The following is a 26,716-nucleotide window of genomic DNA, read 5'->3' on the forward strand; positions in this document are numbered from 1 at the left end:
CACGCTGGTTGCTGTATCTTGATAGCATCACCACCAAGGAAAGCACTAGTAGGAACCGTTAAATTCAGAGGGTTTGGACTTATAATTGAAGAACCACCACTGCACCTATAATGCTTAATGCCCCTGACGTCGTAATATCGCCCGTTTTTATCAGTTCCGCCCTGATGGAATAATTCACTTTTCCTTTAAGTAAATGCAGATTGCGACCTGGAATATTGTTATCTGTGTTAGAGTCACAGTGCATAGACGCATAAAGAACACCATTAACGGAGGTGCCTGAGCCTCCTCCCAGAACCAGTTCACTGCCTGCAGCAGGGTTACTAATATTGCCGCTTGCGCCAATGTAGCTAGCAGTTGAGGTGTTGCAGGTGCCGAAATTATAAAATGTATCTCCTGATACTTTCAGGTAAAACTTTATACCAATACCTTCTATTGAAGTTTTATAAATACCAGGGGATAACTGTGTGGCGCCGGATAAATAGGTCATATTTAATCTATATGGAATATCATTGACGATTACTCCTGTATTAGATTTTACAGTATTTGCGCATTGTTTAATTCCCGAGCTTGTGCAGGACCAACCAAAGTTGGGGAGAAAATTATCATAGCTCCAAGAATAAAGCACCGAACCATTAGGCAAATGGTTATCTACGATTAATGTTCTTGCCTGGTTAAACGGTCTATTATCCGGATATGTAAAGGTACAAGATCCCGCACTTTTATTTAGGGCAGGATTTGCTGAACTCCCCGAACCCGACAATTTTGGACAGTCTGGGGTAACCCAAGTAAATGAATGATTTACAGTATAAGCAAATGCATTCCCTGCCATCAGACTCAACACACCGATAGCAATAAATGATTTTAACGGTTTTTTCATAATCTTACCCCCGTACTCAACACCTCAGTCTCCCCACCATAATCATTCACCGCACTGTAGGTCAGCGTTACTGATTTACCTTTAAAACTCTTCGGTACCGCATAGCGCTGGCTGCTCATCGGTGCCGGCATCGCTGTTTTACTTTCCAGCGTGGTGCCGTTTGTACCACCCGCCTTCAGTTCCAGCTTGCCAAAACTGATGTAATAAGGGGTTGGATTGGTGGCCTTTAGCCATACTTCACCCCCATCACGCTCAACATCCCACTGTAATGACTTCACCGCATCGGCGGCCTTACTACCATCCAGCCCCTCTGGACGCACAAACACCTTCAGACGACTACGGATGGCCAGCACCAGTTTATTGTTCTCATTATCTTTCGCCTTGGGCGGGATTTCCTGAATCGACAACCAGTACACTGATTCCCTGTCCTGTGGGATTTCTGCCGGTAACACCACCAGACGCAGTTTGCCTTCCTGCTTACCAGCAATCTTCATTACCGGCGGCGTTAGCACTAACGGTAGATTGTTCTCATTGCCCTTTAAATCCTCCAGCCAGGACTGAATCAGGTAGGTTTCCTGACTCTCATTAATGACCTCAATCGGTGTCTCTTTGTCGGCTGCATAAGCCACAATTCGGGTTAGCTGTGGCCGAACCGCACCGAAAGTCTGTGCCGAGAGCAACAGGGTTCCCAAAGCCAGTGCGGCGAGAGTTGTACGTTTCATGTTATTCAGCCTGTTCAACATCATTTTTCCACTTCCTTTCAATTCATCACTATTCAATATCGGGCGATTGCTCCGGGTTAACTCTGGCTGTCAGCGGCAGTTCACCGGGATTTTCTGATGCCATTGTGATTTATCGTCGGCATCCGGCAATTTGGGCAACGTAAACTGACACTGCTGGTTGTTTCTGCCCCAGGAAACGGTCAGTAATTCATCGTTGCGAGCGTCCAGTCCCGTCAGGTAAGTCAAACCGTTATTGCCCACAATACCGGCCTCTTCATCCTGTCCTTCAACAGTCACTATCGCCCCTACCGGTACCGCATTTGGGCCCTGAACGATCACCATCGCCCGTCGCCCCACTCGGGTGGCAAAACGCAGGAGTACTGCCGCGCCCTCGGTGGGCACCACCTTTCTGGCAGACTCTTTCAGCTCTACCGATTGAGTATTAGTCGTATCCAGACTAATGGTGTTGTAGCGATAAGGGCTCAGGTAGTTCACTACCGCACGCCCAAAATAATCGGTTTGATTATTACTGCCTGACACGCCGACACCTGATGCACCCGGGGTTTCCACGATAGCGATGGTGTCCCCCATTCGTGGGGTTAAAATTGGCCCGCCCTTATACAGAACTAAACCACCAGACATCCCCGCCGAAAATTGATCCGAATAGTCACTGTGACTGATAGAGGTATTCAGCATCGCCAGACTGGAGTCATAACTCAGGGAGGCGGACTCACTGAACTTTTCCTGATAATCTCGCTGTACGTTCAGGCTGTAGGACAGCGGACTGTTCTGACTGCTGCCCGAGAGGCCTACCGACTGGCTGTAACGGTTATCTTTATTGCGGGTCAGGTTGTAATTCACCGAGTTATAATTTTTGCCCCTCTCTCCCCAGCGCAAAGGAATACTGATGCCCAGATTCAGTGAATTATCGTTATCCCCTTTGCCATTTTTACTGTAGGTATAGGCCAGACTGATATTGGCTGGTCCTGCCATAAATCCATAGCCCGCAGAAGCCGAAGTGGTTTTTTCTGAGGTGCCGTAGTAACGATCCTGACTCAGCGTCAGATAAAGGCTGCCGTAATCTTGCATTCCCTGATTAACGTTCACTTCAAGGCGGCTGCGACGCCGTTTGTTCCACAGGCTATCGCCATCTTCGTAGTCGTTATCGTACCCTTCCCGGCGGTGGTAATTACGGCTGTTAAATTCGGAAAACGAGAGAAAGTGCTCCGAGCGATACTGATAACCCAAAATACGTAATCCGGTATCGGTGGTATCAAACTGTTTGGCGTACAGCAGGCGCAATGCGGTACCATTTTTAGTCTCTTTATCATGCTGACCGGATACCCGGTCATAGGTATAACGGGCCTGCGCCATATCCAGTGAAAATGCCCCAATATTGCCGATATTCCAGGCTGCACCCACAGCAACTGACTGGTAATCATCTGAGCCCAGACCGGAAACATTCAGGGTAAAGGCCTCAAATCCCCGCTCAATACTTAGCGCTCCCATCACCGGTTTGTCTGATTGATTATCCCGGTACTCCCCTACTGACAAGCTATAGCGTAGTGCTCCGGGTCGTATCATATTGGGGAGAGAAGTATAAGGAACGCTGAACTTTTGCTCAGTACCGTCGGTCTCTTCTACCGTTACATCCAGGTCAGCCCCCATTTGAGCGGAGTACAGGTCATCAATGGCAAACGCACCCGGCGTCAACGTTCTGCTGTAAACGATGTTTCCTCGCTGGCGTACAATCAAACGGGCGTTAGTACGCGCCGTTCCCCGAATAATCGGCGCATAAGTAAACTGCGACTCCAGCAACATGCGCTCGTTAGTACCCAGGGTAAAACCCCGCAGTGGGATAACCCCCATAATATTGCTGGGGGTGTAGGTATAAATATCCCCTGCAGAAATTTTGGAACTCAGCGAAACAATATTTCTCTCGGCATACAACCGGTCATGGTTACTCTGCCAGCCCCGATCCGGATTCTTGTTAAAGGTATCAAAGCTATAGACCCGCCAGGCACCAAAACTGGCGGTACTATTAAGACTGACGAAGGCGCTATTGTTAATATGTCGCCCGCCATCACTGCCGCTGTTCTTCTGCCGGGAATGATAAAAATAGCCGTTATAAGCGGTACGTAAGGTTGGTGTACCATCATCCCATTCTTTAGGCGAAATCATCTGAAATCGCTGGCTATTTACTGCTTCCTGCGGCAAGGTCAGGCGCAATTGCTGATGCGCATCATCATAAAATACTCTGGCGGCCGGAATACGCTGTTCTAAATCATCACAAACGGCTGATGCTTCTGAAGGCCCGTCATCATTTTTTAGTGACGTTCGCCAGTTGTCATACAGTTCGGTTTTAACGCCGGCGTCATTCAACAACCGACGATTCAGACAGGGCACTACCTGCCCCCCCTGTGACTGAGGAACAAAATTCACTTCATACACATCGGTGATCCGGTCATTGACCACCACTTCCACCCGTTTCATTCCGGGTGCAATGGCATTTTTGTAGAGAAAGATGTCTGGCGAAGCGCCATTTTTGTCTTTTCGCAAAAACGCACTTTCAAATTCACTGTCATTTTCTTCTGCCCATACGCCAGAAGAAAATGACAGTAAAATCGACGCAGCAATAACCGATAAAGTGCATTTTTTTCTTATAATCATTCGCTTAGGTAACTTTATCATTTTGACTTTCTCTCAGTCCGTTAAGTCATTTCATACCCACCACGACAATCACTGTCGTGGTGGTTGTTATTTCTATTAAATGCAGTGAGTTAGTTATCAGAAGTAGGAGATGACGAAATCAGCCACTCCAGTCACGTTACCGGCCGTTACACTCTGGTTAAGTGACTTATAAGCCGCTTTGTAGTGCAGATTAAGTGGCCCTGGAGAGCCGGCAACCGGTAATGCAGCCCCCGGATCGGTTGCGGTACCGCCCATACCTCCATTGAGGTCAATCTGCGTAGTGCCGTTTTGTTGCATGATGGCAACCGCGACGTTAGTTGCCGGTGTTGTCGCAGCAGTATTCGCCATCACATGGGCATCACCAGACGGCGTGTTAGAGGTGGTGAACAGTGCACGCACGTTGCTCAGCCCTGTGGCTGCCTCACATCCGGTTAACTGGATAGAGAACGGAGTCTGACCAGCATAAGTGCCTGTCGCAGCGTTCAGCGTGGTAGTGGTAACCGGCGGCAAGGTCAGCGTAGCTGAAATTGGCGTACCGGTTGCTACGGTATCCGCAGTAACAGATGCAATCGCGGTACAGGCTGAATCCGTCACGGTACCGTTAAAAGTAATCGTTCCATCAGCCGCCTGAACGGCCGCACTACTTAAAGCCGTTGCCACAACGGTTGCCAAAAGATATTTATTCAATTTCATAACAAACTCCATGTTGGTATTTCACTTTCTAAATTAAATAACCAATGTGTATTTTTTGGTTATATCATCATGATCTGAGACACAGACAGATGGCCTGCGAATGCAGCTATCCATGCTCTACTCACGTAAACACTCTCATCTTTTTATATGCATGAGAATTCATCTTTCAAAATAAGTTAATGAGAATAACTTAATGTGTTGAAATTATTTTTCTATCATCTTAATGTTTTTAAAAGTCCATTAAATAAGAGCAACGTCGCCCCATCACCCTGAAATCACCATGTAGTGATTTATTCAAAAAAAACATCAATAAATCACTTTTTATCGCTTTTCAGCATTAGAACACGATCAATAATGCTGTGCAATATGATTAATCCAGCAATAAAAACCAATTCAATTAAGTAAAACGATCAATAAACCCAATGTGTAGTATTTTAATAAGATAATTAATATGAATAATTAATGAATATAGCCGATAAAACTTTTTTTCAATCCACCTATTTTTTTGTAAATTTAAAAAAGAGTAATAGATTTAATAAATCCATTACATAAAAATAACCTTTTTAAAGATAATTAAAATAAAAATAATGACACTACCAATTATGAGTAATTTGAATTTTAATCATAGATAATGCACTCAATATAAATTGATTGAAATCAAAAAAAATACCCAATAAAATCAAAAGTTAACCAAATAAATTAACAGCAAACATTATTGATTTTTCTTCAGAGAAAGCGAAAGATAAGAATGAAAATAATAATAACCAAGGAAATAGTTACATAATTAAATGATTTTAGTTTTAATTTATTTTCTTGTTTATGAAAATGTAAGCCGCAGATAAAAATGAATACTACATTAAATAAAAAATACATTGTAATTAGCGATAAACTCAAAGCGATAAAACTATAACTACCCCATGGTTTGCTCAGAATCATTATCAACTTGCTAAATTCCAGCCATAAAAAATTCAGGTTTTCTCATTAATTTTTTCATCAAATGCAATTTTTCATACTTAGCATAGTTAAGATGATGGGTAAAAGTGTCGGAATATTTTTGTAAAAATACCAATAGAGGATACATTCAATGACAAGCGAGATCTTCAGTTACTGTAATATCAAATAACCATCGCATCTTCATCAGTCCTGTTCGTAAAAATAGAATCGGATAAACGCATTCATTCATAATGATTCAAAAGGTGTGTAGCTTTAATACGAAATACTTCATTTCCATCTTTTATCTGATTACTTTTGCCATACCACCTTTGATGTCGGGTGCTCGATTTACTCCGCCACGAATAGATCAAGAGCGGACCAGTAAATCACTTTTTTACCCTCACTATAGTCGATTGAAACAACGCTAAAGTGGTATTCAAACCATCTTTGTTTTGTCAAACAGGCATGTTACATTGATTATCGCTATATAAATAATAACATATCGATAGCTTTTGTTTATCATGCTGTCTAAGTCATCGAACCCAACGCCAGAACAGTATTTAATAATAATGAGAAATCCGTTATGCCTCGTTTATTCAAAAAAGCACTTACCCTGATGAGCTTACTACTAGCCAGTTATTCTGCCAGCGCAGCAGAATTACACCTCTATGCCGGAGCAGGTTTACGTCAGCCTGTAGAATCGATCGTAAAACAGTTTGAACAAGATACTGGCCATAAAGTGGTGATTGAGTATGGCGGTTCAGGACAAATCCTTACCCGCTTTAATCTGACGAAAACCGGTGATGTTTTTCTGCCCGGCTCTGCGGACTACGTTGAGAAATTGCAGCAACAGGGAGAGGTGAGTTCCTCTTACCCACTAGTACTTCATACACCGGTCATGGCCGTCAGAAAAGCCACCGGTGGTGATATTCATACTCTGGCTGAACTGGCGAAAAGTAATCTTAAGATTGGTATGGGCGATCCTAAAGCCATTGCCTTAGGCAAAAGTGGAGAGCAGTTACTGGTCGCCAGTGGTTATGAAAAAGAGCTAAAAGCCAAAATCGTGGTACAGGCTACGACCATTAAACAGCTCCTGATTTATTTACTGAATGGTGATGTAGACGCAGCCGTTATTGGTCGTTCTGATGCTATCAAAAACCAGGACACCCTAACGCTGTTACCTTCGCCGGATGGAACCCCCGAAGAAGTCGCCACGATTGCCGTGCTAAAAACCAGTATTCAGCCGGAGATTGCCAGACAACTGGCTGAATTTTTTGCTTCTCCGCAGGGCATAAAAAACTTTACCGATCGGGGATACCTACCGGTAAAGTGCAATTAACTGATTAATACGGATACAGGTTAACAGGTGGCAAAATTAACGTTATTACCTCTGGCGATCCTACTTTTTTTAATCGTAGGATCGCTATGCTCACTCTTTACTCAACTGAGTTTTAGTCACCTTATCCAGCTATTGTCAGACAGTGAGATTCAGTTTGCGTTAATGTTATCTGTCACTACGGCGCTCATCTCATTGCTGCTGGCCTGTATCATCAGTCTTCCCGCCGCCTGGGCCATGGCTCGTTTGCACGTACCCGGAAAGCGAATTATCAACATACTGTTGGATTTGCCAATGGTGATGCCACCTTTAGTGGTCGGCATTGGGCTGCTGCTGTTGCTGGGGCAATCCGGGCCATTAGGTAAAGTGGCACCGATGATATCCCAATGGCTGTTTTCTCCCTTTGGTATTGTTATTGCTCAAACCTATGTCGCCTGTTCCATTATTACCCGCAGCGCCTATGCTGCCTTTACCTCTATCGCTCCCGCCTATGTGCATACGGCCTATAACTTAGGGCTCACCCCGTTAAAAGCCCTTTGCCTGGTTGAAATTCCATTAGTCTGGCGTTCATTACTCAGTGGTTGTGTGCTGGCAATGTCCCGTGCACTGGGGGAGTTTGGCGCCACGCTAATGCTGGCTGGCGCAACACGAATGAAAACCGAAACCTTGCCTATTGCCGTGTATTTGAATATTGCCAGCGGTGATTTTTCGTTAGCGGTTGGCTGCGCCCTGTTATTAATTTTGTTTGCCGTCTTCCTGTTACTGATACTGCATCTGTTACAACAAAAAGGGATTCCCGATGTTAAAAGTGAATAACCTTTCCTGCGGTATTTTAAAACAGGTCAGTTTTTCCGTTGAGCACGGAACCTGTACCGCAATATGCGGCCCTTCCGGTAGTGGCAAAACCACGTTACTCAATGCCATTGTTGGCAATATTCACTATCAGGGCTCGATTTCCATTGCGGACCAGTGCATGGATACATTGCCTATCTGGCAGCGTCCTTGCCGCTACTTAAATCAACGTTTATATCTGTTCCCTTACCTAACAATAGAAAACAATCTTCGCCTTGCTCAATACGCAGCAAAGCAGCCACAAGATTGGCAAAAGCGCCGTGATTTATTACAGTTACTGGAAATAGAACATTTAGCTAAACGCTATCCCTCACAAATTTCTGGTAGGGAACAACAGCGGGCAGCGTTAGCCAGAGCGTTAATTAGCCAACCAAGATTATTATTACTGGATGAACCTTTCTCCAGCCTTGACTGGTCAGTCAGACTGCGTTTATGGCAGGCACTGAAAACCATACAATCCGAGTTTTCCGTCACCCTGTTATTAGTCTCTCATGAGCCGAAAGAGGTTGAAGCGCTAGCCCGGCAGCATTTAGCTATAGATGATGGCCGCCTTTTAGCCGTAACCACTAACGGATAATCCCCATGATCTCTTCTCTTTAAATTCGAAGAAGCCTGCCTATAGCGTTATCCGTCAGAGTTGATTTCTCATCATTTTTCTCCCTACCTCTCACATTGTTAAACAAAAAATTCACACAAAAAGAACAACAATTACTTTCTGTCAAAATTCATTTGTCGATTATGTGATCCATATTGTCGTTTTTATAATCTTAATTGTCGACAATATGACTGTGTGTTGTAGTTCAGATTCATTACGTTCTTTTATGTATAAAAAATAATCTAACGAGGAAAAGTAACATGTCATCAAAACTATGGGGCGGCAGATTTGATTTACCAACCAACAAACTTGTCGAAGAGTTCAATGCAACCATCATGATTGAGCAAAGGCTATGTCCATTCGATATTAAAGGCAGCATCGCCCATGCAACCATGCTGGGGCGTCAAAATATCATCAGCCAAAGTGATGCAGACACCATCATTAGCGGACTTAAAAAAGTAGAGCAAGAGATCGAAAACGGCCAGTTTGTTTTCAGTACCGCTGATGAAGATATTCATATGGCAATTGAAAAACGCATGACCGAGATCGTAGGCCCCGTAGGTGGAAAACTACATACCGGAAGAAGCCGAAACGACCAAACCACGCTGGACTCTAAAATGCATATGCGCGCGACTATTCTGGAAATTCAACAGAATATCCGTGCGCTACAAGCAACCATTGTGGCCAAAGCAGAACAAAATTTTAATGTCATCATGCCAGGACTTTAAGTTTATCGAACTGTCTGACGATTTCTGTACCGGTTCCAGCATTATGCCGCAGAAGAAAAACCCTGACGTGGCGGAAAAAATGCGCGGCAAAGGTGGTCGGGTTTATGGCAATCTGATGGCGATACTCACCATTATGAAGGGCCTCCCCCTCTCCTATAACACCGATATGAGTGAAGACAAAGAGACGGTCTATGACTCAATGGATACCCTGCAAGCCGGCCTGAAGATTATTGCGCCAATGATCGAGAAAATGAAAATCAATGAAGATAAAACCCGGGATGCGGCAGACCGTGGGTTCTCAACCGCTACCGATATGGCCGACTATCTGGTACGCAAAGGCATTCCGTTCCGTGATGCTCACCATGTGGTAGGTAGCGTAGTGAACTACTGCATTAAGCATGGCAAAAAGCTTAATCAACTGACACTCGATGAGTACCACAGCTTCCATCCACAAATTGAAAACGATATCTATGAAGATATTACGCTGGAAGCCTCAGTCGGTGCCCGACAGTCCTACGGCGGTACAGCGCCTGATGCCGTGACTAAGCAGATCGCTCTGGCCAAGAGCCTGTTATAGCCCTTGAACTAGCCAATCATGTCATAGGGCATCGGCTCATCACTCTGCGCTGATGCCTTAAATAAAAATAACCTATATGACTGCCGTGCTTTTTGCATGTTGTAGGAGGGACTCTTATGTCTGAATTATTCTGGGTTCAACTGTTAGTTGTACTTGTTTGTATCGGTGTGGGTGGACGTTATGGCGGGGTTGGACTGGGTGCGGCCGGGGGGTTAGGTGTATGTATACTGACGCTACTGTTCGGCTTACAACCTGCCTCACCACCGATTGCCGTATTATTAATTATTATCGCGGTTATCGCCTGTACCAGCGTATTACAAGGTGCCGGTGGTCTTGATTTTCTGGTGCGCGTCGCGGAAAAGATGCTGCGGAAAAAACCCAGCGCAATCACCTTTCTGGGCCCTTTCATCTGCTCACTGTTTGTCATGTTTTGTGGAACGGCTTACGTGGCTTTTGCTGTATATCCGGTGGTGGCAGAAGTTGCCGCTGAAGCTAAAATCAGGCCCGAACGGCCCATGTCGATGTGCGTTATCGCCGCGGGTATAGCGGTTATCGCCAGCCCAATGAGTGCCGCAACCGCAGGTATGATAGCAGCCCTGTCGATGTATGACGTTTCTATTATCCAAATCCTCGGAGTGAGTATCCCTGCGTTCATTATTGGTACATTGTGTGGGTGTCTCTCCGTATTTAAACGTGGAAAAGAGCTGGAGAACGATCCGGAATTCCAACGCAGAGTTGCCGCAGGTGACTATCAGTCACTGCACGTTGAGCAAAAAGAAGTACAGGCTTATAAACCAACGTTTGGCGCTAAAGTTGGGGTACTGATTTTTGGTATTGGCGTTGCCACCGTTATTCTGTTTGGCTCCGTCAAGTCTCTGCTGCCCGCCTGGGAAGTGGGCGGAAAAATGGTGCCTCTGGCCACTCCAGCTCTGATCCAAATGGTCATGCTGGCAGCAGCCCTGTTTATCATTATCTTTAGTAAAGTACCCAGCGATAAGTTTGCCTCCGGCTCAGTATTCCGTTCCGGTTTAATTGGCGTGGTTGGTGTATTCGGTATTTTCTGGATGACCGGTACCTTCTTCGATGCCTATCGTCCTCTGTTCGAAGAACTGTTCAAACACATGGTTGAATCCTGGCCGATGCTATTTGGCTTAATTTTGTTCTGCTTCTCGGCAGTTATCTTCAGCCCGTCCGCCACGGTGGCAGCGCTAATGCCATTAGGCGCAGCCATGGGGATCCCCCCTGCGCTGCTGGTTGCTATGTACCCGGCAACCTGTGGCGACTTTATCGTTCCCGGTGCAGGCCAAATTGGTTGCGTAGCCTTTGACCGAACCGGCACCACCCGGTTGGGTAAATACGTTATCAACCACAGTTACCTACGGCCAGGTTTTGTGATGGTTATATCAGCAGTAGTTGCAGGCTATTTCATTTCTAAAATTGTGTTCTAGCTAAACCACACCAAAAACTGACAGATTACCCTTTGTCAGTTTTTGGATTAAGTTTTATCAATTAGATCTTATATCTAAAAATAGCCAATCGGAGGGGGAGATTTACAGGCTGACGCCTGCCCTTCGGGGCAACGCAAAGCGTTGTCCGCTGGGGTCGACCTGGCGTAAACCAACGACAAACAGGCAAGCCTGTTTGAACAGTGTTTGTGCTGGCCCGCAAGGTGTTTCATAACTGCCCCAGGGAATCCAGACCCGACGCGCTCGGAAACTCAGTACCGATGGTTTTCCGGCCGGACACAACGTTGGTATAAACACACCGCCTTTACGGCCGGAATATTCGCCAAAATCAAAACAGACAAAAAGCCAACAAATTACTCTTTATCAGCCTTTTTATTATTGCGCTTAACCTTCGGTTTACTAACAGCAACATTCTCTGGCGGCAGAGTCTGTGAAGTATTCACCAAATGCTCCCGCAACAGTTTTACCGCCAACTCAACCTCTTCGCTTTTAATCGCACTCAGAATCGCTTTTTCCTGCCGGGCAATATCAACAAAATACTCCGGACCAAAAGAGTTCAATAACGCAGAGGTTTTGTCAAAGTAGGTTATCAGTACATCAGAGAACACCTGCAACACGCGATTGCCGCAGGCCTGCAAAATCAGCAGATGGAAATCCCGGTCAAACTGGTCTGCTTTGGAAGGAATATGGGCAAACTCTTCCATCTGATTCAGGGTGTTTTCTAATTTTCCCATCAGTGCCGGCGTCATACGCTTAATGGCTAAAGGCAGAATCGCACACTCAATTAACACCCGCGCTTCTAAAAACTCATTAATATCAAACCCCGCCGCACCAAACTGAATCTGCATCTGATCGCTTAAAGTATCGGTGTTCATCTGGCGAATCACACTGCCTTTTTTAGGCGATCTATCTAAAATTCCCATTTGGGTCAGCGAGGTCAGCACCTTTCTTATTTGATAGCGAGTAACCTTAAAACGCGCCGCCAGTTCTGTTTCCGTTTCAATTCGTTCGCCTAAAGTTGCCTGCTCTAAAATATGCGAGCGCACTTTTTCAAAAAAAACCGATTCAGAACCCATTAACAGCTCCCTTACTTCGCTAATTCAATAAGATATAAGTTATTTAGTCGGTAAATCAGTAGAATGTTTTAGCAATCAACATGCAAAAAACAACCGACATCACTAACGATACCATACCGGGCAGCAGAAAACTGTGGTTAATAACATACTTACCTAACCGGGTGGTGCCGGTTCGGTCAAAGGCTACACAGGCGATTTGCGCACCACCGGGAATAATAAACACAGCACAGGCGGCAGGCAGTAATGCTATCAGGGTATACGCCGGAAGCCCCATCGCTACCCCTAATGGCATCAGCGCAATAATGGTAGCTGCCGGGCTGTAAATCAGTATCGACAGGAAAAACAGCACCAGACCGAACACCATCGGATACTCATTCAGAATATGAGAGAAGTTGGTAATAAACAGATCGTTGTAGGTACCAAAGAAAGTACCGGTCATCCAGGATAAGCCAAAGATCCCTACCACGCCGATTAAACCGGACTTGAAGGTCGAACCTTCATGGAGTTTTTCCGGCGGAATGCGGCAAAAAATCATAATCAGGCTGGCAGTGGTTAACATCAGTATTTGCAAGGTGGTAGAAACTGACATCACCTCACCGTGCCATTCAGGTCTCATCGCTTTAAAAGAACTCAAAATAACAATCAACAGTACACCAACGGCAAAAATAGCCAGACCGATTTTAGCCTGAGTCGGATTGCCAATTTTTGCCGCTGACAGTGTAGTTAAATCGAACTCACCTGCCTGCTGACGCCGAACAAACTCCTCATCATCGGACAACTCTGCACCTTTCTTATACACAAACAGACAACCGGCTAAACAACCTAACAGCGTGCCCGGTACCGTAATAGAGAGAATATCCAATAGGGTAATATTTAATGAGGCTGCTTTTGCCAGCATTCCCACCACAACTGCACTAATCGGGCTGGCAACCAGTGCCATATTGGCCGCAATTACCGACATAGACATGGCTCTTTCCGGACGGACTCTGGCATCGGTAGCGATTTCCGCAATCACCGGATAAACCGAGAAAGCAATATAAGAAGTTCCACACATGATGGTGAAGATATAACAGACGAATGGCCCCAGAAAAGTAATCGCATTGGGTCTGGTGCGTAACATTTTCTCTGCCAGCGATACCAGAAGATCAAGCCCTCCCGCGGCCTGAAGAATGGTGATACAGGTAATAACCGAAATAATAATCAGCATGACGCTAACCGGCGGAGAATCAGGTTCCAGATGAAACAGAAACGCCAGTACAAACAGCCCCATTCCCCCTGCAGCACCCAGCCCTATTCCACCAATTTTTCCACCAATAGCTATACATAACAACACGACAGCGAGTTGCACTAAAAAGAGATCCATCTGTATCACCTTATCGTTATTATTTGCAGAGATAAGAAATCAAAAACATTCTGCATAATGTATTAAGTCATTTAAATTGTCAGCTGCATTTGAAGTGTTTAATTAATCAACATTGATATAAATCATGAGAGTAAACTGGCACCTCGTTATTTCGCCAGCACTTCTGTTTGCCCGTAATTACATAATTAATCTTAGTCGATATTTGTCTCGGGTATCGCAATAGCTAACATGAATTGATTAAAAAACAGAGACAAGACAATGTGTTAAGATTTTACCAAAATGAGTCACCATATTGTTTTTAAAGAGAAAAAATAATGAACCGAAAAATGACAAATCTTTATTTCATTCAGAATAGTTAATTATTAATGGTTTGAATAATTAGAAAATATTAAAGCACCGGGAAGAATAAAAATTAATTATTATCTACTCAAACTGCATAAATAGACATCATACGAATTATTAACGCTGGTTTGTTTAATAAACATACAATACGATCTTATATTTACCACCAGAGAGATAACATCAAAGCCTTGATTAAACATTCCACCGGCCACCCTCTTCAGGCACGGTTCATCAATATCATGTAAAGCAACTTTGCAGCCTTCTTTCACATAAATTTTGGCAATCGCTTCACCAATACCGAATGTTTCACCGGTTATTAGTATCTCTTTTCCTTCTGGTTTTCTGGTCATCATACTTTCTCATTATATTGGCTTTAGACATGTTCAAAGGTGGTATCACCTTTATCTGAAAACACTATAACAAGGGGGATCGGTTGAATAAGCACCAGATTGGCCGCAAATAATGTAGGGGAATTTAGGTTATGAGTAGAAGGTTAAATGCTATAAACAAGAGAATAAAAACAGAGCCTGATTAAACTCAGCCATCTGAACCAGAAGAGAGTCCAACACCAAACCCATACTCTTTAAGAATATACGTTGCCGTTGGGGTACGAAGAAATGCGCCAAGAGCCGTCCCCATTTCACTACATATAGCAGAAACGTAATCAGCGACTACATTCATCTCTGCCGGAATATCGCAAACCAACATATCCGTATGTTGCCTCAAACTTGAAGCATAGCTGGCATAGCCAAGAAACATTTCGGCTTGCTCACTACGAATCAGCCAGCTGGCCGCCATCTCTCCCGGTGGGATGGCAACACTATTTACGCCCCCCACCAAACATAGCGCCCGGTTTTTGAGGCTTTCACCTAAACCGGGCTGATAGCGTTCCAGATTATCAAACAGTTGCCAGGCATAATCACCGGAAGGATCACACCCCGGCGTAGAGGTCGCCAGGCGTAATTGAGGATTACTCAGCAATGACAACCAGTCATCACCCGCCACAGTAACCCGTCGCGCTACGGTTAAGCACAAACAGTTAGTGGCAAAAGGTATACAACCTGAGGCAAGTCCGGCCTCAGCCAGTATCGCCGGATGATTGGCACTGGCTGACGCAAAGAGATCACAGCTTTCACCTGCTTCTATACGCTGGCGCAGCAAACCTGCTGGCCCAAAATGAGTCTCCACCGCCATACCTGTTTCAGCCTGAAACTTCATCATCAGCGGAGTCCAGACTCGACGCAAACTGCCCGCAGCCAGCACGTTTAACATCAATCAATACCCTGATAATGAGTACGGTAGAAACGCTGATACCAGCGATCCGCTTCTTTACGCATATCAATATCGCTGAACGTTTCAGGATAGAGCTTTTTCGCCATCCACAACTCACCTAAACCGATAGCTTCCGGCATCGGGTAACCCCAGGCTTTCGCATATTCTGGCATCAGCCACACGCGGTGATTTTTAACCGCATCGATAGGTTGCCATTTCGCATCATGAGTAATTTCATCCACCACGTTAGGGTAACGATCCTGAACAAAAATCACCTGGGGATTCCAGACAATAACTTGCTCCAATGAAACTTGCTTAAAGCCTTTTACCGTGGCCGCTGCTACATTCAGTGCTCCCGCATGATTCATCATCAGTCCGGTATATTTACCAGAACCATAGGTGCTCAAGTCGGGATTGGCCATATAAGCACGTACACGCTGCTGTTTTGTCAGTGAATTTAAACGATCGGTAACAATTTGGCGGCCTGCAAAGGCAGCATCCACCAGTGCTTTGGCTTCTTCAGGCTTATTGATGACATGACCAATCAGCTCAATGCCTTCCCTCAATCCCAAATTATAAGCCTGTTCTTCATCATCCATGGTTGGGTTGATTTTCGACTGTTCCCCCGGATTATCATGACGCAATGAAATAGCCAGCACCGGAATACCCAATGCGCTGATTTTATCGATCATCTCCTGAGGGGCATAGTTAGTAACAAAAACTACCTGTGGCTTCAATGCCACCAGGCTTTCTGCATCCACATGGGTTAAATCGCCCAGCGTTGCTTTACCGTTTAGTTCAGGAACCAGACTGGCATAATTGTTACCTAATTGCTGTTTCCAGTTGGCCAGAATGCCTACAATCTTGTCGGTAGCATTCATTTGCACCAGCAGATTCAATGTTTGATGTTGCAGAACCACTACCCTGTCAACCTGGTCAGGAATGGTTACCGTACGACCAATCTGGTCGGTAACCTGGCGATCGGCGAAAGTAGAAAAAGAGATAAGCAGAGTCAAACAGGCAAGCACCAGACGGCGAGATAAAAATGTCATTAGCAATCCTCTTTATTCGATATATAAATAATTATATATCGAAAGGTATCCCGAATAACAAGAGCCACTTCAACATTTGAAGACCTCAGTCTCTTTTTTACTATCAGACCGTGCCGAACACCTTACTGTTGTCTGAATATTATCAGCCATATCAAAAATCGGGTCAGATAAGCCCCAAAAATCATGATGGCAAAAAAATCCCAGTAAACCAGAAGCGTTGACTCTTCAAAATCAAAAAAGGCAAAATCGACCTGAAGTAGTAGATAGGGCAATATCCCTCGTTGAATAAAAGCATAAAAACCATAACCGGAAACCATGCCTAAAAGTGCCGGAAGCACACGCCTGACCGAGACAGAGTCAGGTGAAATGTGCCAGATTTTGCAGAAGAAATTAGCCAGCATTTTCCAGTAAACGCCAAAGTGTAAAGCGATAACGACGAATCCCCAATGTACACTGGTCATATGTATCTTTCGGACCAAATCAGATGAATTATGCATAATGAAATTGGGAAGTATATGTCGCGAAAGCATGACACCACTCATCACCGCAGATAAAAACAGTAGCATCAGAAGAAAATTTATCGCCAGTTTCAGGATGCGAAAAGCAGAGTACTCTCCCTGAAATAGGGTTTGTATCCAGTGAATATTCAAACTCACATGTAATACCACCATTAAAAAAAATACCGCACCAAGCCATTCGTGGACATATTCACTCCATAGATGAAATCCCATTAATGAAAGTAGAATTGAAACCATGACCACATCCAACATAACCTGACACTGATATTTTTTTCTCATCTCAAGTCCGTTATTGCTGCATGTTAGCCAATTGATTCAACCAGTCACTGACTCTGGTTACGGTGCTGTCATCTGCCACATCATCTCTGGAAATAGCCAGCCCCTGAGTGATTAATTGAACATCAGGTTGCAGGCGTTTAATTTCACGAAGAGAATCAGAGAAACGGCTACCTCCATGTGAGGTAAAAGGAATGAGGGTTTTGCCACTCAGGTCGTGCTGTTGTAAAAAGCTATACACTGGCATTGGCATCTTGTACCACCATATGGGATAGCCAATAAAAATCCTGTCGTAATCAGCAAGATTATCAATTTTAGCTTTCAATTCGGGGTGTCGGTTATCTCGCAGTTCTTGTTCCGCGTAGCGTAGTAATGGCTCGTGCTGTGTTGGATACGGGATAACGGTTTCAATTCGAAATAATTCTCCCCCCGTATAACGTTGAATAACCTGAGCGAGATATTGTGTACTGCCCAATATCTGACTATTTTTTTCTAAAATGCTGGCTCCGGAAACGCCATCAATCCCCTCTAGCTTCACCTCTTCTGGCTGAGAGAAATAGACAATCAGTGTTTTGGAGCCGTGCTGATTTATTGGTTCTGCAATAGCACTCAGGCTACTGAAGGCCACTGACAAAAAAAGAATGACGATTTTTTTCATGACGTTTCCCGATAGTAAAAAAGGATTTAACTTGGCCTGCCAGCAAACACTTATCCTCTTAATACAGGGGCGATCACTGCCAGGCACAGACAAGTCATATACGGTTTTATCCGTTAAAGATTTTTAGCAAAAAACTGGTTCAGCTTATCCATCGCCTGATTGACATATTGCGGCTGCCAATAGGTTTCAATATGGGTTGCCCCATCGATCAAAAACAGCTCTTTATCTTTTGCATTGGTCGCCAGGCTAAACGCGTTTTGTGTCATATACAGGGAATCAGCTTTACTACCCGCCATCATTAACAGCGGTTTGTCGATTAAATCCATATTGCTGCTGGCATCAAAACGCATTAAATCGAGCAGGCTGCTCAAGGTATATCTGAAAGTAGAATTGGGGTGTGCGTGTGTTTTTCCATAATATTCAAACCCCTGACGGTACAGGTCAAACGGTAATTGCGCGATCTGTTCATCCGTCAATTTGGCATCACCGGTATAGATAACGTCACCGCCGGCTGCTTCTTGTGCCCGAGCGTCAGAAGCCTGTTTTAAACGCTGCTGGATGGTATCGAGTTGAGAGTCAACATAACCATTACGTCTGACCAGACCTGAATCAAACATGCTCAGAGTGGCAACGGCACTAAAACGTTTATCCGTTTGCGCCGCTTTTAGCGAATAACCACCGCCACCACAAATGCCCAGCAAGCCTAAACGTTCAACATCAACACCGGCATACTGACTGATAAAATCGGCCATACCATGGATATCTTCAATTCGATGAGCGGGTTTATCGACATTACGCGGCGTTCCACCACTGGCCCCCTGATAAGCGGCATCGGCGGTAATCGAGATATATCCCTGTTCTGCCAGCCGTTGGGCATATAAACCCGCCACCTGCTCCTTTACTCCACCATTCGGATGAGCTACCACTACCGTTGGATAGGTTTTACCGGGATCATAGTTCGCCGGGGTATACACATTGGCAGCAATATCAATTCCATTAAGCTTATAGGTAACCGGATGAATATTGACGTTGCCTTTCACATTGTCAGTAATTGCACCGTCATACGTTAGCGTAAAGGGATTTTTCTTATAGTCTGCTGCCAGTGCTGCTCCAGATGAAATCGTTATCATTGCAGCTAATAGCGTGGTTCTGAACATGTTATGTTTCATTAGAAGTGGTCTCCTGATAGGGAATTAACGATTTAATATTCCGGACTCTCCCTTGCAGTTGCTGAATAAGGGAATTGATTTTCAGGTAGTCTAAATGGGGTTGGCTGACATCAACGTGACCGCCAGATAACATTTCTGTCAGTTTAAAATCGAGGTTTTCTGACAAAAATGTCAGGAAAATGTCAGCTACATGTTGGCGATCAGCCGTTAAGATAGTGGTAACAGGTGTATTATCACCCTGAAGAATAAAGGGGAAAAACATGCGATTACTTCTGATAGAGGATGAAGAAAAAACCTCTTCTTACATCAATCGGGCTCTCAGCGAACTGGGATTTACCGTCGATGTAGCCGCTAACGGAACAGATGGATTATATTTAGCACTCGAGTATGACTACGATGCCATTGTGTTGGATGTGATGTTGCCAGGCATAGACGGTTACAGTGTTTTGGAAGGATTACGTGCCTGTAAACAAACACCGGTATTAATGCTGTCTGCTCGCGGTTCAGTAGATGAACGCGTTAAGGGGTTACGTCACGGTGCCGATGATTATCTGCCTAAGCCCTTCTCTCTGATTGAGTTAGTTGCACGTATTCAAGCCCTGCTAAGACGCCGCCCCAGTGATGGAGCCGATGTCACTCAATTACAAATTCACGATTTACATCTCGACCTTCTGGCCCGACGTGTTACCCGGGCAGGAAATCGCCTGGAGTTAACCGCTAAAGAGTTTGCTCTGTTAAGCCTTCTGGCCCGACATCAGGGCGAAATACTGTCAAAAATGATGATTGCCGAACAGGTTTGGGATATGAATTTTGACAGTGATGCCAATGTGGTCGAAGTGGCGGTTAAACGTTTAAGAGCAAAAATAGATATGCCTTATCCGGTGAAATTACTGCATACCGTACGTGGCATGGGGTACGTTCTTGAAATCAGGCCGGAGCACCCGGCAAAATAGTGAAGACTTTGATGATGAAACGTTCTATCTCTGGCCGACTGGCATTGATGTTTGCTTTAGCTTCCATTCTGATTGTCTCCACCTCTGGCCTTCTGTTAAGAAGCTCTCTGCACGACTCACTGCAAAGGCAAATGCATAATGAACTGTTGTTCCGTCATTCATTGATGGAACCATGGATTCAAGCCAGAACAACACTGGATGGCTGGCAAACGCTGGCCACTAAATTTGCCGATCTGTCAGCAGCAGAGGGAGGTCGCGTTCAGTATTGGGTTCTCAGTGATGACGCGCAGTTTCAGGTGGGTGGCCCCGCCCCGGCCGGCGTTAATTTAGCTGCTTTGGATAACGGATTCAGTAAAGTTGCCGGAGCCACAGAAGATGCCTGCTCTCTGTTTCTGTTGATTACAGAAATTCCTGCTGCCGGTGAACGTCCCTCGTTGCGCTATGTGGTGACGATTGATTCCACACCCTATATGGGGACACTAAATGAATTTACCCGTATGCTGATTATCATTACGGCTTTTGGTGTTTTTCTGGTGACGCTACTGGGATATGCCATTGCCAGAATCGGGATGCGCCCGGTTAATCATCTTAGTGAACAGGCACACCAGCTTGCGCCCGGAACTCAAGGCCAACGTCTGGATACCACAACCCTACCGGATGAGTTGCAAAAACTGGCGATGGCATTTAATGGGGTGCTTAAACGTCAGGAAGTGGCATGGCAACAATTAGAAAGCTTTAATGCGGATGTGGCTCATGAACTGAGAACACCACTGACTAACCTTATTGGACAAACCCAATTAAGCCTGTCACGCAAACGAGAGGTTCACCAACTTGAAGATCTACTGGAATCCAATCTGGAAGAGCTTGAAAGAATGACGTCGATCGTCAATGACATGCTTTTTCTGTCTCATGCACAGGCCGGTGAACACGCTACGCAATTAACTGAAGTCTCTTTACGTGAGGAGGCGATTAAAACGACAGAATATGTAGAGCCCTCTTTTGCAGAGAAGAATCTTACTATTCAGGTAGAGGGTGATGTTATTGCCCGTATCGATAAACGTCTGTTTCATCGTTCACTGGCAAACCTGTTGGAAAACAGTGCCCGGCATGCTTTTCCAGACACCACCGTTAAAATAGTTATCGACCAGGAAGAGGGTTTTGCTTCTGTTGCGGTCACGAATATCGGTGAGCCCATTGCTTCAGAGCATTTAACTCGCCTGTTTGAACGTTTTTATCGCGTGGATTTATCACGCACCAGTAGCAATACCCATCATGGCCTGGGGCTTTCTATCGTTCGGGCGGTGGCATTAATGCATCAGGGCGATGTATTTGCCCGTAGCCACCATGGTGTTAATACTTTTGGGCTGACGCTGGCAATTAACCTTCACTAAATTGATAAATAAATGCTTTCTGACAAATATGTCAGTGGGTTGTCAGGCTGATGACATCAGTCATTCGGTAACATTGTTTCATCTTCGTTGATATCCAGATTTAACTTCACTGATAACAAAGGAAATGAACAATGAAAAAAATGATTAGACGTTCTTTAATCTGCACCACTTTAATATTTACCAGTTCAGTCACCGTATATGCCCACGCTCAGGATACAGCGACTCAAAATAAAGCCCCTTCCCGTGCACAGCAACTCATGGGGGATATTGCCCCTAAAATGGCTCAACTCACTGATGACGTGTTGTATGCCGATATCTGGGAACGCCCACAGCTATCTAAAAGAGATCGAAGCCTGATTACGGTTAGTGCTTTGGTGGCGATGAACCGCCCCGATCAGTTACGTTCGCATCTTCGCCTTGCTCGCCAAAATGGGGTAACACAGGAAGAGTTAATTGAAACCATCACTCAACTGGCATTCTATTCCGGCTGGCCAAATTCCGTCACCGCCATTTCAATAGCCAAAGATGTTTTTAAAGAAAATAAATAAGCACATTTTCAGTCTGATCATCACCAAGGAATCCGTCATGAAAAAAGCCATTATCCTTGCTCTCGCCGCCCTGTCATTACCTGTATCCGCTATGGCAACGCAGAATAATGTTATCGTCAGCCCGGCAGGTTCTCAACCTACTACCATTGGCGCAGCTGATTATTTTACCGGTACGGCAAAAGTAGACTCCCGTTTTCAGCGAAGCTCTCCCGCCAGAATTGGCGGTGGTATTGTCTCTTTTGATGCAGGTGCCCGCACCGCCTGGCATACACATCCACTTGGCCAGACACTGATTGTCTCTTCCGGAACCGGCTGGGTACAGCAATGGGGCAACGAAGCTCAGCAAATCAAAACCGGTGATGTGGTATGGATTCCACCCGGCGTTAAACACTGGCATGGTGCATCAGCCAGTCAACCGCTGGTTCACATTGCCATATCAGAATCACTGGAAGGACGTAGCGTAACCTGGATGGAAAAAGTTACCGATAGCCAATACCCGCGCTAATAACCTAAAAATCCACGCCATGGCGTGGATTCTTCTAAACCCATTGTCTGACCGCGGCTTATATATCATACTCCTGCGCGAACTCATCATATGTCCATACTTGCCTGCCGCGGGATTGAAAATATTCAATTTCTCCCGCTACGCCACTGCTTTTATCCCAGCCGGGTAACGTCAGTACAATCAATTCATCGCAGCGTGCCATATAAGCTTCATCAATAGGCGTCCAGCTAATCTTTTTGCCCTGCTCACTTACTACCACATTAATTGGATGGGTCATGGTAATTTGGCTATATACCGCATACCCGGCTAATGACAATTTCGCCGCGACTTCAGTGCACTGGTTAAAACGTTGTTCAACAATTTCCGGATTTGGGTCTGAATAAGGACAGGCAATAAAATAGAGCTTCATTATTTTTCCTTTACATTATATAAATCAATCAGATAATTTTTAAGTGCCTTAAATCAGGCGTAGGGAAATGCCGGCCATAGAATTAATGGCCTGACATTGAATACAAAATTTTAATTAACTCATGCGAAATGCTATTTATCTATTCCGCATCACTTGTGGTATTAGCCAGAATAACTTTGGTGCTAACCGCATTACTTTTATCCGCGATCTTAAAATCTTTACTGGTAGTGACTAAAATATCAACATTCTCCCAACCGGTGACCAGATTGATCGCATGCTTATTCACTTTGGATGAATCCGCTAACACAATGAGTTTATCGCTGTTTTCCAGCATTTTTCTGGCTACGGCAGCTTCGTCGACATTCTGATCCATGATGCCACGATGTGCATCGATGGCACCCACCCCAATAACTGCGTAGTCGGCAAATAGCTCGCTGATATTTCTCAGGGCAATCGCCCCCAGACAGGCATATTGAGATCCAATAAACTGACCACCGATTAAGATGGTCTCTATGGTTGGATTCTCTTGCATGATGCTGGCAATCACTGGTGAATTAGTAATCACTGTCAGGTTATTAATCATCTTCACACTTTGACTGAATTCAACCGTGGTTGAACCAAAATCAATAAACAGCGTATCGCCAGACTTAATCACCCCCGCCGCTTTTACTGCAATGGCTTTCTTTTCATCAATAGCCACCTTAGCCCGTTCAGAAAAGTTTCGCTCAAATTTAGACTGGATATTCACCGCACCACCGTGAACTTTTTTCAGTAACTTTTGCGACTCCAGCTTAGTCAGATCACGACGGATGGTTTCCTGTGCAACATTAAAATACTCAGCTAAATCGTGAACAAATACCTGACCGTTAGAGGATAACTGTTCCAGAATCGTTTGATGCCGGAAATTAGATGAACGTCCTTCAGCCATATATTTTTATACCCTATTATTAAGTAGTTAACTTTCACTCAACTATACGATACTCACGCTGATTTCTGTAGCATTTAGCGGTATCAATTCTGCATTCACATTTTTCAACATGACTCGACGCCCTGGCATACAGCGGTGATTTCCCTGATACAAAATGGTACTGCCTGCTTTTACCGTGACCTGTCCACTAATCGCCTGTTTCACCCGAATATTCAGATCAAACTGACTATTGGCTGCCGTTTTGTCCACACAGCCCGGTGCAGTAAACAAAATGTGGTTATCATGTTGGATAGTAATGCGATGACTCGCCGATTCATTTTCTTTATGCAGATCTCTGGCAACTACCTCCCCAATCACTTTTCCCTCCAGATAGCACTGGTCTCCCATATCGGCAGGATGCAGCATATTACCTAACGCATAGTAAGCCGCATCAGAACAGCGCCCATTCGTATCCACCACCGGACAACCAGTATTGGCAATAAAGTCGAGATGACTCTTTCTAATCAGGGTATTTTCACCCGTGAACTCCCCGGTGAAGATAACCGCATCACACTCAATGCGTTCATTTTGGCCATTACGCTCAATCACCACGTACTCCACCCGATTTAATCCACCAATCTCAACCAACTTGCTATTTAAATGCAGTGGTACTCCCATCAGTGCAGGGAACAAACTCAAGGGGCGATTGGCCGTTATACGTGGCTGAGATTCAATCATCGCTTTGGCTTTAATACCTGCATTACGCAACGTCCAGATAGCAGAAAAGCTAACAATCTCACTGCCGATAATCACCGGATTCCGGCAAGGTTTCTGGCGGTTAAGGTAAATAAACTGCTGTAGTGCTCCGGTCGTCAACACCCCCTGAGGTCGTAACCCGGAGACCAAACGCGGATGACGCGGCGTTTCGCGTGCGCCGGTAGCAATCAATACCCGCTTAGCCTGCATCTCAACCAGTCCCTTATCACAGGAGACCAGCAACTTTCCTTCTGGGCGAATTTCTACCACCGTGGTATTGGTCATTACCGGTACACCGGCGCTTAATGCCAGAATCTTTTGTACAAATGCCCCGCCTTTCATCGGACGTTTAAAGCTTAATAAACCAAAGGTGGGATGTTGGCAGTGTCGGGGGACGCCACCGGCCTGCGATTCGCGTTCCAGAACCACAATATTATTAATTCCTTGCTGTTTTAGCTCGGTAGCAGCAGCAATACCGGAAGGGCCAGAACCAATAATGATCGCATCATAATTCAGTCTCATTTCAGCACCTCCACAGCCAGTGTGTTCTCAAAGCGATCGTTAATAATTTCTGCCACTTTATTACTGCAGAAAAATCCATTGCAGCGCCCCATCATGGCTCGGGTACGTCTACGTAATCCGCCAAGGCATTCCGGCGGGATATCAGAATCAAATACGGCTTCAATTTCTCGTCGGGTTACCAACTCACAGTGACAAACGATGCCGCCATTATGCTCATGTTGATAATCACGTTGATGATATTCAGACAGTACCGGCATTTGTGGCCAGATAATCTCTTGAGGTGGATTGAATTCAAACAGTGGAGAAAAATTCTGCAAATACAGACTGGCAATATGCTGAGCAACACCTAAGGCAGAAGTCAGCCCGGTAGAACGAATACCGCCCACGCAGATCCACTGTTTTTCCGGGTAGTCAGCAATACGATAGTGTTTCTCTTCTGTTGCCGGGCGCAATCCTGCATAGGTGGCAGTTACCGTATAGTTATGCAAGCTGGGCAACATTTTGCTGCCCTGCCGAATCAGGTCTTCCAACACCTCTTCTTTCACTTCCGCTTTCCAGCGGTCGTCCTGTTCTTCTGCCGTTGGCCCCAGCAGTAAATTGCCAAAAATGGTTTTGGTTAGCAAAACGCCTTTAGTGATTGCAGTTGGTACCGGCAGAATAATCGCGTTGATGTCTTCCGCTGCCGCTTTATCATAAATAAGGAACTGACCTTTTCTGGGCTTAATTTGAAAAGGTGATGGATGGCAGATACTTTCAACAATATCTCCATTAATACCGGCACAGTTAATCACTAAACGGGCACGAAACTCACCTTTTTTGGTTTGTAAAACCCACATTCCTTGTTCCAGCGCCCCACTTTCCACTTCGCAGTGGAATTGGTAACTCGCACCATGTTTCACCGCCTGAGTCAGGTAGGCTAATGGGGAACTCCACGGATCCATCACCGCTTCCCCCGGTACACTTACCGCAGCCAGAGCTCCGGCTGCCAGCTTGGGCTCACGCCGATAGACTTCCTCTTTATCAATCAGTTCAACATCCATCACACCATTGCGATGGGCCTGTTCAACAATACCCGGTAGTTTAGCCAATTGCTCATCGCTCCAGGCGACAACCAACGCACCGGTTTGCAGCAACGGTAAATTCATTTTGTCTTTGATATCCATGAATTCACGGTAGCCATTTTGAATACAGGCCAATTCCAGACTTTCTGGTGGTGCATCAAATCCCGTATGTAACAAAGCGCTGTTGGCTTTACTGGCACCAGAGAGTATATCGCCCCCCCTTTCCAGCAGCAGCGTTTTAGCGCCCATCAAAGCGAACTTACGGTGAACGGCACAGCCCACTACGCCGCCACCAATGACGATCACATCCCAAATCTGGTCATTTTGCTTTTTCATCTTCAGGTAATCCCGATAAATTTTGTTTCCTGAATACATAAAACCACATCAAATCCACAGTATCAACATCACAAACAACATCAATAACCACCAATAACAAAAACAATGCCACAATGTTAATTTGTTGTGATG

The 26,716-nt window shown here is 45.1% G+C and carries 28 protein-coding genes; 10 read left to right on the forward strand and 18 right to left on the reverse strand.

Translation table 11 applies throughout. The features are described from left to right. Positions 1-79 precede the first annotated feature (79 nt). From I2494_RS02515 to I2494_RS02530, 4 genes are all read right to left on the reverse strand, one after another. On the reverse strand, positions 80-877 hold the full coding sequence (locus tag I2494_RS02515) for a hypothetical protein (protein WP_218465566.1): 798 nt from the start codon (positions 875-877) through the stop codon (positions 80-82). Next, a complete protein-coding gene (locus tag I2494_RS02520) occupies positions 874-1,599 on the reverse strand; it encodes a fimbrial biogenesis chaperone (RefSeq protein ID WP_218465565.1) in 726 nt (241 codons plus the stop codon). The genes I2494_RS02515 and I2494_RS02520 overlap by 4 nt, the downstream gene beginning before the upstream one ends. A gap of 90 nt (positions 1,600-1,689) precedes the next feature. Next, positions 1,690-4,269 carry a fimbria/pilus outer membrane usher protein gene (locus I2494_RS02525; protein ID WP_218465564.1) on the reverse strand — a complete coding sequence of 860 codons (2,580 nt, stop codon included), beginning with the start codon at positions 4,267-4,269 and terminating at the stop codon, positions 1,690-1,692. A gap of 117 nt (positions 4,270-4,386) precedes the next feature. Beyond that, positions 4,387-4,983 (reverse strand): fimbrial protein, encoded by a 597-nt coding sequence (locus I2494_RS02530; protein WP_218465563.1) that lies wholly within the window; start codon positions 4,981-4,983, stop codon positions 4,387-4,389. Positions 4,984-6,499: 1,516 nt separating this feature from the next. Between I2494_RS02530 and modA the strand changes: the two genes are divergently transcribed. The 6 genes from modA (at position 6,500) to I2494_RS02560 (ending at position 11,452) form a co-directional block, all read left to right on the forward strand. Beyond that, positions 6,500-7,255 (forward strand): molybdate ABC transporter substrate-binding protein, encoded by a 756-nt coding sequence (modA, locus tag I2494_RS02535; protein ID WP_228350815.1) that lies wholly within the window; start codon positions 6,500-6,502, stop codon positions 7,253-7,255. Between the two features lie 27 nt (positions 7,256-7,282). Then, positions 7,283-8,068 carry an ABC transporter permease gene (locus I2494_RS02540; RefSeq protein ID WP_218465562.1) on the forward strand — a complete coding sequence of 262 codons (786 nt, stop codon included), beginning with the start codon at positions 7,283-7,285 and terminating at the stop codon, positions 8,066-8,068. Beyond that, a complete protein-coding gene (locus I2494_RS02545; protein WP_218465561.1) occupies positions 8,052-8,681 on the forward strand; it encodes an ABC transporter ATP-binding protein in 630 nt (209 codons plus the stop codon). Before I2494_RS02540 ends, I2494_RS02545 begins: the two co-directional genes overlap by 17 nt. Positions 8,682-8,959: 278 nt before the next feature. Continuing rightward, positions 8,960-9,427, forward strand: a complete 468-nt coding sequence (locus I2494_RS02550) for a lyase family protein (RefSeq protein WP_228350816.1) — start codon at positions 8,960-8,962, stop codon at positions 9,425-9,427. Next, a complete protein-coding gene (locus tag I2494_RS02555) occupies positions 9,405-10,004 on the forward strand; it encodes an argininosuccinate lyase (RefSeq protein ID WP_228350817.1) in 600 nt (199 codons plus the stop codon). The genes I2494_RS02550 and I2494_RS02555 overlap by 23 nt, the downstream gene beginning before the upstream one ends. 116 nt (positions 10,005-10,120) lie before the next feature. After that, positions 10,121-11,452, forward strand: coding sequence for an anaerobic C4-dicarboxylate transporter family protein (locus tag I2494_RS02560; protein ID WP_218465560.1), 1,332 nt, complete (start codon positions 10,121-10,123; stop codon positions 11,450-11,452). Positions 11,453-11,554: 102 nt separating this feature from the next. On the opposite strand, the gene I2494_RS02565 is transcribed toward I2494_RS02560, so the two are convergent. The 10 genes from I2494_RS02565 to I2494_RS02610 all read right to left on the reverse strand — a co-directional run bounded on the left by I2494_RS02565 (position 11,555) and on the right by I2494_RS02610 (position 19,458). Then, the gene (locus I2494_RS02565; RefSeq protein ID WP_218465559.1) at positions 11,555-11,767 is read right to left on the reverse strand and encodes a hypothetical protein; all 213 of its coding nucleotides are present in this window, start codon (positions 11,765-11,767) and stop codon (positions 11,555-11,557) included. Positions 11,768-11,823: 56 nt separating this feature from the next. Next, a complete protein-coding gene (locus tag I2494_RS02570; protein WP_218465558.1) occupies positions 11,824-12,546 on the reverse strand; it encodes a FadR/GntR family transcriptional regulator in 723 nt (240 codons plus the stop codon). A gap of 55 nt (positions 12,547-12,601) precedes the next feature. Further along, the gene (locus I2494_RS02575; RefSeq protein ID WP_218465557.1) at positions 12,602-13,909 is read right to left on the reverse strand and encodes an anaerobic C4-dicarboxylate transporter family protein; all 1,308 of its coding nucleotides are present in this window, start codon (positions 13,907-13,909) and stop codon (positions 12,602-12,604) included. A 419-nt stretch (positions 13,910-14,328) separates the two neighbouring features. Then, positions 14,329-14,604 carry an SDR family NAD(P)-dependent oxidoreductase gene (locus I2494_RS02580; protein ID WP_218465556.1) on the reverse strand — a complete coding sequence of 92 codons (276 nt, stop codon included), beginning with the start codon at positions 14,602-14,604 and terminating at the stop codon, positions 14,329-14,331. A gap of 184 nt (positions 14,605-14,788) precedes the next feature. Next, positions 14,789-15,523: a substrate-binding domain-containing protein gene (locus tag I2494_RS02585; RefSeq protein WP_218465555.1), complete on the reverse strand. Its 735-nt coding sequence runs from the start codon at positions 15,521-15,523 to the stop codon at positions 14,789-14,791. After that, positions 15,523-16,575 carry an ABC transporter substrate-binding protein gene (locus I2494_RS02590; RefSeq protein ID WP_218465554.1) on the reverse strand — a complete coding sequence of 351 codons (1,053 nt, stop codon included), beginning with the start codon at positions 16,573-16,575 and terminating at the stop codon, positions 15,523-15,525. Before I2494_RS02590 ends, I2494_RS02585 begins: the two co-directional genes overlap by 1 nt. 122 nt (positions 16,576-16,697) lie before the next feature. Then, a complete protein-coding gene (locus tag I2494_RS02595) occupies positions 16,698-17,372 on the reverse strand; it encodes a DUF4405 domain-containing protein (RefSeq protein WP_218465553.1) in 675 nt (224 codons plus the stop codon). Between the two features lie 10 nt (positions 17,373-17,382). Continuing rightward, entirely contained in the window at positions 17,383-18,027 is a 645-nt protein-coding gene (locus I2494_RS02600; protein ID WP_218465552.1) for a flavodoxin, read from the reverse strand. 113 nt (positions 18,028-18,140) lie between these two features. Continuing rightward, positions 18,141-19,184: an alpha/beta hydrolase gene (locus I2494_RS02605; RefSeq protein WP_407657852.1), complete on the reverse strand. Its 1,044-nt coding sequence runs from the start codon at positions 19,182-19,184 to the stop codon at positions 18,141-18,143. Position 19,185: 1 nt separating this feature from the next. Beyond that, complete coding sequence (locus I2494_RS02610) at positions 19,186-19,458, reverse strand: hypothetical protein (protein WP_218466047.1); 273 nt, start codon at positions 19,456-19,458, stop codon at positions 19,186-19,188. On the opposite strand from I2494_RS02610, the gene I2494_RS02615 reads away from it, so the two are divergent. The 4 genes from I2494_RS02615 to I2494_RS02630 all read left to right on the forward strand — a co-directional run bounded on the left by I2494_RS02615 (position 19,457) and on the right by I2494_RS02630 (position 22,593). Then, complete coding sequence (locus I2494_RS02615; protein WP_218465550.1) at positions 19,457-20,149, forward strand: heavy metal response regulator transcription factor; 693 nt, start codon at positions 19,457-19,459, stop codon at positions 20,147-20,149. The genes I2494_RS02610 and I2494_RS02615 overlap by 2 nt on opposite strands. Before the next feature lie 11 nt (positions 20,150-20,160). After that, the gene (locus I2494_RS02620) at positions 20,161-21,540 is read left to right on the forward strand and encodes a heavy metal sensor histidine kinase (protein WP_218465549.1); all 1,380 of its coding nucleotides are present in this window, start codon (positions 20,161-20,163) and stop codon (positions 21,538-21,540) included. A 131-nt stretch (positions 21,541-21,671) separates the two neighbouring features. Continuing rightward, a complete protein-coding gene (locus I2494_RS02625; RefSeq protein ID WP_218465548.1) occupies positions 21,672-22,088 on the forward strand; it encodes a carboxymuconolactone decarboxylase family protein in 417 nt (138 codons plus the stop codon). A 37-nt stretch (positions 22,089-22,125) separates the two neighbouring features. Next, positions 22,126-22,593, forward strand: a complete 468-nt coding sequence (locus I2494_RS02630) for a (R)-mandelonitrile lyase (protein ID WP_218465547.1) — start codon at positions 22,126-22,128, stop codon at positions 22,591-22,593. Positions 22,594-22,651: 58 nt separating this feature from the next. On the opposite strand, the gene I2494_RS02635 is transcribed toward I2494_RS02630, so the two are convergent. The 4 genes from I2494_RS02635 to I2494_RS02650 all read right to left on the reverse strand — a co-directional run bounded on the left by I2494_RS02635 (position 22,652) and on the right by I2494_RS02650 (position 26,584). Beyond that, on the reverse strand, positions 22,652-23,002 hold the full coding sequence (locus I2494_RS02635) for a DUF1937 family protein (protein WP_218465546.1): 351 nt from the start codon (positions 23,000-23,002) through the stop codon (positions 22,652-22,654). 139 nt (positions 23,003-23,141) lie between these two features. Next, on the reverse strand, positions 23,142-23,930 hold the full coding sequence (locus I2494_RS02640) for a DeoR/GlpR family DNA-binding transcription regulator (protein ID WP_218465545.1): 789 nt from the start codon (positions 23,928-23,930) through the stop codon (positions 23,142-23,144). 42 nt (positions 23,931-23,972) lie between these two features. Then, positions 23,973-25,187, reverse strand: a complete 1,215-nt coding sequence (locus tag I2494_RS02645; RefSeq protein WP_218465544.1) for an NAD(P)/FAD-dependent oxidoreductase — start codon at positions 25,185-25,187, stop codon at positions 23,973-23,975. After that, entirely contained in the window at positions 25,184-26,584 is a 1,401-nt protein-coding gene (locus I2494_RS02650; RefSeq protein WP_218465543.1) for an NAD(P)/FAD-dependent oxidoreductase, read from the reverse strand. Before I2494_RS02650 ends, I2494_RS02645 begins: the two co-directional genes overlap by 4 nt. Between the last annotated feature and the right edge of the window lie 132 nt (positions 26,585-26,716).

It is taken from the genome of Limnobaculum allomyrinae, assembly GCF_016649425.1.
Lineage (GTDB): Bacteria > Pseudomonadota > Gammaproteobacteria > Enterobacterales > Enterobacteriaceae > Limnobaculum > Limnobaculum allomyrinae.

What these genes read in the sequence shown, in the direction of transcription:
- I2494_RS02590 (WP_218465554.1), bottom strand. Translation starts at nt 16,575, where the DNA reads ATGACATTTTTATCTCGCCGTCTGGTGCTTGCCTGTTTGACTCTGCTT.
- I2494_RS02610 (WP_218466047.1), bottom strand. Translation starts at nt 19,458, where the DNA reads ATGTTTTTCCCCTTTATTCTTCAGGGTGATAATACACCTGTTACCACT.
- I2494_RS02625 (WP_218465548.1), top strand. Translation starts at nt 21,672, where the DNA reads ATGAAAAAAATGATTAGACGTTCTTTAATCTGCACCACTTTAATATTT.
- I2494_RS02515 (WP_218465566.1), bottom strand. Translation starts at nt 877, where the DNA reads ATGAAAAAACCGTTAAAATCATTTATTGCTATCGGTGTGTTGAGTCTG.
- I2494_RS02585 (WP_218465555.1), bottom strand. Translation starts at nt 15,523, where the DNA reads ATGTTAAACGTGCTGGCTGCGGGCAGTTTGCGTCGAGTCTGGACTCCG.
- I2494_RS02570 (WP_218465558.1), bottom strand. Translation starts at nt 12,546, where the DNA reads ATGGGTTCTGAATCGGTTTTTTTTGAAAAAGTGCGCTCGCATATTTTA.
- I2494_RS02615 (WP_218465550.1), top strand. Translation starts at nt 19,457, where the DNA reads ATGCGATTACTTCTGATAGAGGATGAAGAAAAAACCTCTTCTTACATC.
- I2494_RS02650 (WP_218465543.1), bottom strand. Translation starts at nt 26,584, where the DNA reads ATGAAAAAGCAAAATGACCAGATTTGGGATGTGATCGTCATTGGTGGC.
- I2494_RS02555 (WP_228350817.1), top strand. Translation starts at nt 9,405, where the DNA reads ATGTCATCATGCCAGGACTTTAAGTTTATCGAACTGTCTGACGATTTC.
- I2494_RS02525 (WP_218465564.1), bottom strand. Translation starts at nt 4,269, where the DNA reads ATGATTATAAGAAAAAAATGCACTTTATCGGTTATTGCTGCGTCGATT.
- I2494_RS02605 (WP_407657852.1), bottom strand. Translation starts at nt 19,184, where the DNA reads ATGTTCAGAACCACGCTATTAGCTGCAATGATAACGATTTCATCTGGA.
- I2494_RS02520 (WP_218465565.1), bottom strand. Translation starts at nt 1,599, where the DNA reads ATGAAACGTACAACTCTCGCCGCACTGGCTTTGGGAACCCTGTTGCTC.
- I2494_RS02620 (WP_218465549.1), top strand. Translation starts at nt 20,161, where the DNA reads ATGATGAAACGTTCTATCTCTGGCCGACTGGCATTGATGTTTGCTTTA.
- I2494_RS02640 (WP_218465545.1), bottom strand. Translation starts at nt 23,930, where the DNA reads ATGGCTGAAGGACGTTCATCTAATTTCCGGCATCAAACGATTCTGGAA.
- I2494_RS02560 (WP_218465560.1), top strand. Translation starts at nt 10,121, where the DNA reads ATGTCTGAATTATTCTGGGTTCAACTGTTAGTTGTACTTGTTTGTATC.
- I2494_RS02600 (WP_218465552.1), bottom strand. Translation starts at nt 18,027, where the DNA reads ATGAAAAAAATCGTCATTCTTTTTTTGTCAGTGGCCTTCAGTAGCCTG.
- I2494_RS02545 (WP_218465561.1), top strand. Translation starts at nt 8,052, where the DNA reads ATGTTAAAAGTGAATAACCTTTCCTGCGGTATTTTAAAACAGGTCAGT.
- modA (WP_228350815.1), top strand. Translation starts at nt 6,500, where the DNA reads ATGCCTCGTTTATTCAAAAAAGCACTTACCCTGATGAGCTTACTACTA.
- I2494_RS02580 (WP_218465556.1), bottom strand. Translation starts at nt 14,604, where the DNA reads ATGATGACCAGAAAACCAGAAGGAAAAGAGATACTAATAACCGGTGAA.
- I2494_RS02635 (WP_218465546.1), bottom strand. Translation starts at nt 23,002, where the DNA reads ATGAAGCTCTATTTTATTGCCTGTCCTTATTCAGACCCAAATCCGGAA.
- I2494_RS02530 (WP_218465563.1), bottom strand. Translation starts at nt 4,983, where the DNA reads ATGAAATTGAATAAATATCTTTTGGCAACCGTTGTGGCAACGGCTTTA.
- I2494_RS02645 (WP_218465544.1), bottom strand. Translation starts at nt 25,187, where the DNA reads ATGAGACTGAATTATGATGCGATCATTATTGGTTCTGGCCCTTCCGGT.
- I2494_RS02575 (WP_218465557.1), bottom strand. Translation starts at nt 13,909, where the DNA reads ATGGATCTCTTTTTAGTGCAACTCGCTGTCGTGTTGTTATGTATAGCT.
- I2494_RS02595 (WP_218465553.1), bottom strand. Translation starts at nt 17,372, where the DNA reads ATGAGAAAAAAATATCAGTGTCAGGTTATGTTGGATGTGGTCATGGTT.
- I2494_RS02550 (WP_228350816.1), top strand. Translation starts at nt 8,960, where the DNA reads ATGTCATCAAAACTATGGGGCGGCAGATTTGATTTACCAACCAACAAA.
- I2494_RS02630 (WP_218465547.1), top strand. Translation starts at nt 22,126, where the DNA reads ATGAAAAAAGCCATTATCCTTGCTCTCGCCGCCCTGTCATTACCTGTA.